Source organism: Longimicrobiaceae bacterium (assembly GCA_035696245.1).
In the GTDB taxonomy this organism is placed as follows: domain Bacteria; phylum Gemmatimonadota; class Gemmatimonadetes; order Longimicrobiales; family Longimicrobiaceae; genus DASRQW01.
In genome coordinates this window covers 1-9,465 of the sequence record DASRQW010000003.1, presented here as the reverse complement: position 1 = coordinate 9,465, position 9,465 = coordinate 1, and the positions used below count along the sequence as shown (strand labels likewise).

Genomic DNA, 9,465 nt, shown 5'->3' with positions numbered 1-9,465 from the left:
GACCCCAACTACGAGGGGCAGGGCTACGGCGGCATGCGCATGCAGCCGGGCAACGGCGGGCAGGGTGCGTACGGCTGGTACCGCGCCACGCACGCGCGCGACCTGGGCGAGTTCGGCGGCTTCGACGGGCGCTACGGCGATCCGCACGGGCGGCAGCCGGGGCACTTCGATCGGGACGGCCTGTACCGCGACACGTTCGACCGGGCGGGCCACGGCTCCATGCGCGGCAACCGGACGAATCCCATCTACAACGGCGAGTACGAGGCGCAGTACAACACCGGCCAGCGCTACCACGTGCGCCGCGGCTACGACGCGGGCTTCGGGGGGCACGGCGGCGACGGCGGGGTGCGCGGCGACACGCGCTACCTGGGCCAGTACAACGGCAACAGCCCGGCGCTTCGGGGCGGCTACGACCGCAGCTACGGCTTCGCCGAGCACCCGCGCCAGGGCGGCGGCGCCACGCAGGGCGGCGCGCCGGGCCCCACGAACGAGAACCAGTACGGCGGCCGCAACAGCGGCGGCTTCAGCGAGATGAACCGCCCGCGCCAGGCGTTGCGGTAGCGGCCCTATCGCGCGGTTTGAAGGCGGAGCGCATCAGCGGACGATGCGCTCCGCCTCTGTGTTTCTGCATTCGCGGCCGGGCGCGCATCCAACTCCCGCGCGCCATCCGAGCCGGGGAAGCAATAAGTCGCGCAGGCTCCGGACGGCGGAAACGAACGCGGCCGTTCCTGGCGAGCAGGCCGGATCTCGGCCGCCGCAACGTGGCCGTGGCGCGGGTTACGATCCGCAGCAATACTGTAGCGGGTTCATCGCCGCACCCCATCTCCCGACACGACCATGCTCCGCCGCGGACTCGCCACGCTGCTCGCGCTCGTCTGCCTCGCCCAAGCCGCGGATGCGCAGACCCGGCCGGCGCGCTTGCCTATTCCTCGTACGCTGGCCGTGCACCTCAAGGCCGACGCGGGCCAAGGGTCGGACATCCCGGACGTGGAGGTGGAAGAGATCCGGGCCGCCGTGACGATGGAGCGGAAGGACCTGAACGGCGACGGTGTGCCGGAACTGTTCGTGGAGGGCACCCGCTTCTGCGGCACCAACTGCGAGCGGTGGATCTACCGGCAGCTCGGCGTCGGCGGGTACTCGCTGCTCTACCACGACTGGGGGACGGGCGAGACGGTGCTGCCGGAGCGTGCCCACGGCTGGCCCCTGATCACCGAGTACACCCACATGTCGTGCTGCGAGGGCGGCACGCACCTGTACCGGTTCGACGGGCGGCACTACGCGTGGCGCAGCTCGGTGGAGCAAGCCACCCGCGACGACGGCACGGACAGCATCATCTACCGCGTAGCGCTCACCCCCTCTCGGGCGGAGCGGCCACGGAGCCTGGTGCTGGACCCGGCGCACGCGGGTGGCGGCCTGCTCGTCTCCGCCCGCTACGACCTGTGCGCGCGCGGCAGTGCGGCGTCGTGCGGCGTGCCCGTGCTGCTTCTCCAGTCCGCGCGGCTGCCGGCGGGCCGGGTGTGCGTGGACGTGCATGCGATGGACGGAAACCGCTGGGAGTACAAGCCGCCCCCCGGCCCTGGCTGGTGCGGCGTCACCGCTCCGGCCGGGGGACCGCGCGGCGAGCCCCAGCGCGTGCTGGAGCTGCGGCCCAGCCCGCGCGACTGGACGGCGCTCGGCTTCGGCGAGTCCCTGGAGATGCGCGGGCCGGGGCTGCCCGGCGAGCTTTCGCTCGACGGTCGTGTGGCGCTGGGCGCCTTCGTATCGCACCTCGACGAGGTCTACACGCTCCCGCCCTCGCCGCGGTGACGCCGCGCCCAGCCTCGAGCCAGTTGCGGCATGATGCTGCATCCATCAGCGGCCGACGCTACGGCCCACATCCTCCGCCCGCACCAGCCTCCAGCATGCGCCGTTCACTTCTCCGTCGCGCGATCCCGGCCTGCTTCGTTGTGCTCTTCGTTGCGCCCTCCGCTCGCGCGCAGAAGCAGACCGAAGCCGAGCGCGCGGAGGTGCAGGCGAGCGGAAAGACTGGTGGCCGGCAGCCGCCCACGGTCGCCACGCGTGGCGTGCGGTATCACCAGACGTACCAGATCGCCTGCCACAACTGCTACGACCGGCGCGAGAGCGGGATGTCGTTCGCGGAAGCGCTGGACCTCGTGCACGACGTGGAGCTGGACCTCCATCCGTTGCCGCGCCAGGGTGGCGGGCCACGTTGGGCGGTGAGCCACGACGCATCGCCGGAGGTGAACGACTGCGGCACCCGAGCGGCCGGCGCGGACGGGCTGCGTACGTGCCTGGGCGTGGTGGCGGGGTGGATGCGGGCGCATCCGGGCGCGCCGGTGCTCACCGTGTACCTGGACGTGAAGGCCGAGTGGGACGACGGCCACACGCCCGCCGGGCTGGACGAGGCGATCACGCAGGTGATCCCCCGCGACGACCTGTTCACCCCGCACGACCTGCGTGCCCGCGGTCCGTTCGCCACCGTCGCGCAGGCGGCGGCCGCCGGTGCATGGCCGATGACGGACTCGCTGTTCGGCCGCGTCATCTTCGTGCTCACGCAGAGCAAGCCGAAGTGGTATTCGCCGCGCCGCATCACCACGCTGAACGAGTACGCGGTGGGGCGGGGCGACTCGGCCGTGGCGTTCGTGAGCCCGCCGGTGCTGCGGGTGCGCGGGCTGGTCAGCAAGACGGGCTATCCGCGCGGGTTCGGGCGGCAGGCGGCGAAGTGGGTGGCCTTCCGCAACCTGGACAACGGCGGCGGGCTGTGGGCGTTCGCCTCGGTGTTCGTGAAGCGCGGGAACGTCGTCCGCGTCTGGTGGGGCAAGGACTGGCTGGACCCCACCGTGTGCCAGGTCTATCGCGGCGGCGTACAGCGCATGGCGCGGAAGACCGGGTGGGGCAAGCGGCTCTGCGACAAGGAGTAGCTGTTGCCCGCGCGGGGCCGCCGGGTAGATTCGGGAGATGAGAGGCGGCGCATCGAGCCCGCCCTGCGCAGAATCCCCACCGCGGAGCCCGGCCGCTGAGCGCCTCCAACCATCCTCACGTGCGGTCCGATCTTCCCGTCCGGCGCCGGCGTATGCCCATCTTCCCCGTCGCGGTCACCGCGCTGGTGCTGCTGGGGGCGATGTGGCCGCTGGCGTCGGTGTGGGACGTGGTCGCGCTGCGGGACTTCCCCGGCGCACGACTGGTCCGGCCGGGGGCGTACGTCGCGCTCGCGCCGCTGTCCGACGTGGCGGATGCGCTGCTGCTGCTCACCGTGCGCCAACACGTGGCAGTTCTGCTCACGGTTCTGGCGATCTACGTGATCTGGCGGAGTGTTCACGGGCGGCCTCGGCCGACGGCACTGCGGCGGATCGGGCGCGAGGCGGCCGGGCTGGCGATGCTGCTGCTGGCGGTGCTCGCGGTCTACGCGTTCGCCGTGCTGGTGCCGCGGCCCGTGGCGGCGCTGGCGCTGGACGACCGGGAGATGGTGACGGTGGATTTCCACACGCACACCGAGGCGTCGCACGACGGCAGGCGCGGGCTGACGCCCGAGAAGGTGCGCGACTGGCACCGGCGCGGCGGCTACGACGTGGCGTACGTCACCGACCACCGCAGCCTCGCGGGCGCGGCGGCGGGCGTGGCGCGCAATCCCGCACGCGCGGGCGAGGGCACGGTGCTGCTCAGCGGCATCGAGGTCGTGACGGAGCGGCTGCACCTGAACGTGCTGGGCGCCACGCTGGCTGACACGGCGTACTTCCGCGAGAAGAACGTCGGCGCGGATTCCATCGGCCGTTTCCGCCCGGCGGACGGGAGCGAGCCGGTGGTCCTGCTCACCATCCCCGGCAACCTGGCGCGGGTGCGGCCGGCCATGAGCATCGACGCGGTGGAAATCTCCGACGCGGCCCCGCGCGGATTGCAGGACACGCAGAAGGAGCGCGCCGGGATCCTGCGCCTGGCGAACGCGAACGGTTGGGCGCTGGCGGCGGCATCGGACAACCACGGGTGGGGACAGACGGCGGTGGGATGGAGCGTGTTCCGCATCGCCGGCTGGCGCGCGATGCCGCCCGCCGACCTGGACCATCGCATCCGCGCAGAGATCTTGACGCGGCGCCGCGGCGCGGGCTGGGTGCTGGAGCGCCGCCGCATCGACACCGGTCCCACGAAGCTGGGCGCCGCCGCCGCCCTGCCGATGAGCGCCTGGCTGATGCTGCGCACGCTCTCGTGGCCGGAGCGCATCTCCTGGCTCGCGTGGACGTGGGTGCTGTGGCTGAGCGCATCTGCCGTCCGCCGCTCGTGCCGCATCCGCGCGGAGCCGATTCCGTAGGCAGTGCGATGACGGGAGATGTGGGGCTGGGGAGTCGCACGGCGCAGCATCGCATCGGTCCGGCTACGTCCACATCCACCGCACCTCGCTGCGCGACGATCCTCCGCTCCTGATCCGAGGAACGGCGCACATCTCCCGTATCGCCCAACCGGAGGAACCCACGTGCTGCAACCCGTTCAGCCGACCTGGCTCGCCGACCGGTTTCCGCCGCTGCACGACCACCTGACGGCGCTCCTGCGCGGCCTCTCCGCCGAGCAGTGGGACAGGCCCACGGTGGCGGGCGGATGGCGGGTGCGCGACGTGGCGGCGCACCTGCTGGACGTGCAGGCGCGCAAGCTGGCGGTGCTGCGCGACGACTGCACCGGCGACGCCCCCAGCAGGCCCATCGAGGGCTATGCGGACCTGGTGGAGCACATCAACGAGATGAACGCCGAGTGGGTGCGCGTGGCCCGGCGCCTGAGCCCGGTGCTGCTGGTGGACTTCATCGAGCTGGCGGGGCGGCAGCTCGCGGAGTTCGTGCAGACGCTCGATGCGCACGGGACGGCGCGGTTCGCCGTGGCCTGGGCGGGCGAGGACGCGTCGGCGAACTGGATGGACGTAGGGCGCGACTACACGGAGCTGTGGCACCACCAGCAGCAGATCCGCAACGCGGTTCAGGTGCCCGGCATCACGTCGCGCGAGTGGCTGCACCCCGTGCTCGACATGTCGGTGCGCGCGCTGCCGCACGCCTTCCGCGACGTGGCCGGCGTGCCCGGCGAGTCGCTGGAGGTGCAGATCACCGGCGATCCCGGCGGCACGTGGACCCTGCTGCGCGACACGGACCGCTGGACGCTCTACGAGGGCTCGAACGCGGCGCCGTCGGCCTGCGCGCGGCTCTCGGCAGACACGGCGTGGCGCATCTTCTTCAACGGCATCCCGCCTGCCGAAGCTGCCAGCCGCATCGAGCTCTCCGGCGTCGCCCGCATCGGCGAGCGGCTGGCGCACGTCCGCTCGGTGATGGTGTGACCGCCAATTCGTCTTCCTGGTCCGCGAGCGAGGCATCGTCCCCTTCCGCCGCCGCCACGTAGGCTGAAATCGTGGGCGCATCGGCGGAGTCGATGCGCATCCGCGGAGAACCGCCGGGATTCGGATCGACCGGACGTGCAGAAGGGGCGCGATCCAGACGGATCGCGCCGCTCGTCGTTCCTGCATCTCCCGACCACGCCCGCATCGTCCATCGCCGGAGTTCGCATCTCCCCAACGCCGGATGCGCGTCTGTCGAGCCCGCCCGATTACGCTTCCGCCAGCTCCTCGCTGCGGAGGATCTCCGTCGCCTCGGGAGATTTGCGGGACTGGACGAGGGCGTCCAGCTCGCGCTCGCGGAGGTCGAGTGCGTAGCCGGCGCCCACGATGCCCACGCGCAGGTAGCTGAGGGTGAGCGGGTTGCCGTGCATGCACTCGTCGGCGTTGTCGAAGCGCACGCCGCGCCCGTCCACGAAGGTGACCGAGCCGCGGCCCACCACGCGGCCGATGTGGCCCTCCACGACCATGGCCGTGTCCTCGTCGATGCCCAGGCCCATCATCTCCGGGCTCTGCGCGATGACCATGAACAGGCGCTGGAGGCGGCGGCGCTGGGTGAAGTGCGTGTCGATCATCGCGCGGAAGCCGAGCAGGCCGAAGCCGGGGCCCAGGTGGAGGTCCTGCATCTGCCCGTACTCGTCGGGCTCGCCGCCGGCCAGGATGGTCTCGGTGAGGGCGGCGGCGCCGGCGCTGGTGCCGCACACCACGCCGCCGCGCATGTACACGTCCTGGATGGCGCGGTCCACGCGCGAGCCGCTGACGGTGGCCACGAGGTGGACCTGGTCGCCGCCGCCCAGGAAGATGCCGTCGGCGCTGCGCACCAGCTCGGCCACGCGGGCGTCCTGCGCCTTCTCGCGCGAGTCGACGACCGGGATCTCCACGTTGTGCGCCCCTGCCGCGGCGAAGGTCTCCATCCAGTCGCGGGCGGACTGGCCGGGGTCGCCCGATGCGGTGGTGAGGCCCACGATCTTGCCGCCGTCGCGCGCGCCGCACGCGTCCATGAACGAGCCCAGCGCGGCACCCGCGGGGTCGCACGCGCCGCCGATGAGCACCAGCGTGCCGTGGTTGCGGTCGGTGCGCCGGCGCGGCAGGCCGCCCTCGGCGCCGGGGGGCGGGTCCTGCGGAGACGATGAGCTACGCGTGCGCGGCATCTGCGGGGACAAGGTCGGGCTCCAGCTCCTGGAGGGAGGTGACGGCCAGTGCGGCCGCCACCTGCGCGGCGGGCGACACGTCGGGCAGCAGCGCGCCGCCGTCGGTGGCGTCGCCGCCGCAGTCGAAGACGATGCGCCCTTCGCGCACCAGCGCCACGGCGTGCGCCACGCGGCTGTCGCGCCGCGTCACGTTGTCGGACGTGGAGAAGACGGCGACGCGGCACCCGGCGTCACGGGCGCGGTCCTGCACCTCCCACTCCTTCGCCGGCACCACCACGATCCCGTCGCGCGGCACGGCGTCGGCCACCACGCTCACCAGCTGCTGCGCCCGCTCGTCGTCCAGGTACCGCTCCGGCACGTCGGCGGGGTCGGCGTCGAGGATGACGGCCACCGTGGAGCGCGAGTACGGCAGGCCGGCGTTGAGGATGTACGACGGCGCCACGTCCACGATCAGCTCCTCGTCCGGCACCCCCCGCCGCAGCATCTCCTCGCGCACGCCGGCCCGGTCGCCGCCGCCGGTGATGCCGCACAGCACGCGCTGCCGCAGCGCCGGCACGTCGGGCGTGGCCTTCAGCGCCTCCAGCTCGGTCAGCGCGTACTCGATCGTCTCCAGGTCGCCCGCGAAGGCGCGCTGCACGATCTCCATCGCCAGCGCGGCCGAGCGCAGGCCCACCTCGGCGTGCAGGTGCTCGAAGACCACGGTGTACTCGCCCTCGCGGTCGCCGCCGCGGGCGCGGCCGTATCCCACGTCGTGCCCCACCATGGTCTGCAGCTCCAGGCCCACGTGCTCCATGATGTGCGGCGCGTAGGTGCCGCGGCGCAGGCGCGTGACGAAGCCGCCCCGCTCCCCGATGGAGCAGCGGTGCTCCCACAGGCCGGGGAAGAGCCGCACCAGCGTGTCGGTGAAGCCCGGCGCGTCGGCCGAGGAGATCTCGTCGTACTCGCCCACCGCCAGGTCGATGCGCGTGACCGGGCGGGCGGACCAGAAGTTGGCGCCGCGCAGGGAGCGCAGCGCCACCAGGCGGATCTCGCTGAGCGGGTCGGGGAGGGCCATGCGCTAGAGGGCGCCGGGGCCGTCGGCGAACGGCTGGATCTGGGCCAGCACGGCCGGCACCTTGTCGGCCAGCACCACGCCCAGGTCGCCGTCGCCCAGCTGGGCCAGCAGGCGGCTCACCGCGTCGCGCTCGGACGGCACCACCTCGATCTGCTCGTCGGTGAGGCCGGCGGAGCGCAGGCCGTCGATGACCAGCGCGGCGATCTCGCCCTCGGCGCGGCCGCGCCGGTCGTCGTCCTCCTTCACGATCACGCGGTCCAGCACGCCGGAAAGGCGCCCCAGCTCGCGCATGTCGTCGTCGCGGCGGTCGCCGGGCGCGGTGATCACGCCCACGCGGCGGCGCGCCGGCAGCTCGCCCGCCAGCTGCATGAGCCCGGCGATGGCGGCCGGGTTGTGCGCGTAGTCCACCAGCACGCGCGCGCGGCCCACGCGCAGCAGGTTCAGGCGGCCCGGCGTCATGCTGGGCGACGGGAAGAACGACAGCAGCCCGGCGCGGATGGTGTCGTAGCGCACGCCCTGCACGTAGGCCGTGGCGATGGCGGCGAGGATGTTCTGCTCCTGGAAATGCGCCGCGCCGCCCAGCATGAGCGGCACCTCGCGGACGGGGACGATGGGGATGCGCAGCCGCCCGCGCCGCACCACGAAGATCCCGTCCTCGATCCGCGCTCCGATGCCGTTGCGCGCGATGTGGTCCTCGAACAGCTGGTTCTCGCCCTCCGGCAGCGTGCTGAACAGGACGATGTCGGCCATCGTCCGGTCGCGCATGGCGTAGACGAGCGGGTCGTCCGCGTTCAGCACCGCGTGGCCCTCGCGCTTGACCACGGCGGGGACGACGCCCTTCACCTCCGCCAGCTGCTCCACGGTGTTGATGCCGCGCAGGCCCAGGTGGTCGGCCGACACGTTCAGCACCACGCCTACGTCCGCGTCCTCGAACCCCAGGCCCGCGCGGATGATGCCGCCGCGCGCGGTCTCCAGCACCGCCACGTCCACCGTGGGGTTGGAGAGGATGATGTTGGCGGAGAAGGGCCCCGTCATGTCGCCCTCCATCACCATCCGGTTCTGGATGTACACGCCGTCGGTGGTGGTGAACCCCACCGTCTTCCCCGTCTGCCGGAAGAGGTGCGCCGTCAAACGCGTGGTCGTCGTCTTCCCGTTCGTGCCGGTGATGGCGATCACGGGGATGGTGTACTGCGCGCCCAGCGGGTACAGCATGTCGATGACCGGCGCGCCCACGTTGCGCGTCACGCCCTCGGACGGATGCGTGTGCATCCGCAGGCCCGGCGCGGCGTTGACCTCGATGATCACCGCGCCGTTCTCGCGGAAGGGCACGGAGATGTCCGGCGAGAGCACGTCGATGCCGGCGATGTCCAGGCCCACGATGCCGGCCGCCATCTCGCACGCCGTCACGTTGTCCGGGTGGATCTCGTCCGTCCGGTCGATCGACGTGCCGCCGGTGGAGAGGTTCGCCGTCGCGCGCAGCAGCACCATCTCGCCCGCGGCCGGGATCGAGTCCATCGAGTGCCCGTTGCCGCGGAGGAACTCCTCGGTGATGCGATCGTTGGGCAGCCAGGTGAGCACCTTGGAGTGGCCATGCCCGCGCCGCGGATCGGCGTTCTCGATCGTGATCAGCTCGCCGATCGTGTGCAGCCCGTCGCCGCGCACGTGCGCCGGCACCCGCTCGGCGCAGGCGACGACCCGGCCATCCACCACGAGCACGCGGTGGTCGTTGCCGACGGCGAACTGCTCGACGACGATGCGCCGCCCATGCTCACGCGCGAGCGGCCAGGCGCGCCGCACGTCGGCCTCGCTGTCGAGGCGCGGCGAGATGCCGCGGCCATGGCTAGCGTCGAGCGGCTTGAGGATCACCGGATAGCCGATCTCGCCCGCTACCTCCACCG

At 72.6% G+C, this 9,465-nt stretch carries 8 protein-coding genes; 5 read left to right on the top strand and 3 right to left on the bottom strand.

Annotated elements, in window-relative coordinates:
- From VFE05_00120 to VFE05_00100, 5 genes are all read left to right on the top strand, one after another.
- The coding region (locus VFE05_00120; protein ID HET6228445.1) for a hypothetical protein at positions 1 to 561 on the top strand (561 nt) is incomplete at its 5' end.
- Positions 562 to 837: 276 nt separating this feature from the next.
- The gene (locus tag VFE05_00115) at positions 838 to 1,806 is read left to right on the top strand and encodes a hypothetical protein (GenBank protein HET6228444.1); all 969 of its coding nucleotides are present in this window, start codon (positions 838 to 840) and stop codon (positions 1,804 to 1,806) included.
- Positions 1,807 to 1,901: 95 nt separating this feature from the next.
- Positions 1,902 to 2,921 (top strand): Ca2+-dependent phosphoinositide-specific phospholipase C, encoded by a 1,020-nt coding sequence (locus tag VFE05_00110; protein ID HET6228443.1) that lies wholly within the window; start codon positions 1,902 to 1,904, stop codon positions 2,919 to 2,921.
- Between the two features lie 152 nt (positions 2,922 to 3,073).
- On the top strand, positions 3,074 to 4,303 hold the full coding sequence (locus tag VFE05_00105) for a hypothetical protein (protein ID HET6228442.1): 1,230 nt from the start codon (positions 3,074 to 3,076) through the stop codon (positions 4,301 to 4,303).
- A 162-nt stretch (positions 4,304 to 4,465) separates the two neighbouring features.
- Entirely contained in the window at positions 4,466 to 5,308 is an 843-nt protein-coding gene (locus VFE05_00100; GenBank protein HET6228441.1) for a maleylpyruvate isomerase family mycothiol-dependent enzyme, read from the top strand.
- Between the two features lie 266 nt (positions 5,309 to 5,574).
- Here VFE05_00100 and VFE05_00095 read toward each other — a convergent pair whose 3' ends face one another.
- From VFE05_00095 to cphA, 3 genes are all read right to left on the bottom strand, one after another.
- Positions 5,575 to 6,525, bottom strand: coding sequence for a cyanophycinase (locus VFE05_00095; GenBank protein HET6228440.1), 951 nt, complete (start codon positions 6,523 to 6,525; stop codon positions 5,575 to 5,577).
- Complete coding sequence (locus VFE05_00090) at positions 6,497 to 7,567, bottom strand: hypothetical protein (GenBank protein ID HET6228439.1); 1,071 nt, start codon at positions 7,565 to 7,567, stop codon at positions 6,497 to 6,499. Before VFE05_00090 ends, VFE05_00095 begins: the two co-directional genes overlap by 29 nt.
- Positions 7,568 to 7,570: 3 nt before the next feature.
- The coding region (gene cphA / locus VFE05_00085; protein ID HET6228438.1) for a cyanophycin synthetase at positions 7,571 to 9,465 on the bottom strand (1,895 nt) is incomplete at its 5' end.

Bases quoted from the DNA above. Each gene is read 5' to 3' on its own strand.
- VFE05_00115 (HET6228444.1), top strand. From the start codon at position 838: ATGCTCCGCCGCGGACTCGCCACGCTGCTCGCGCTCGTCTGCCTCGCC.
- VFE05_00110 (HET6228443.1), top strand. From the start codon at position 1,902: ATGCGCCGTTCACTTCTCCGTCGCGCGATCCCGGCCTGCTTCGTTGTG.
- VFE05_00105 (HET6228442.1), top strand. From the start codon at position 3,074: ATGCCCATCTTCCCCGTCGCGGTCACCGCGCTGGTGCTGCTGGGGGCG.
- VFE05_00090 (HET6228439.1), bottom strand. From the start codon at position 7,567: ATGGCCCTCCCCGACCCGCTCAGCGAGATCCGCCTGGTGGCGCTGCGC.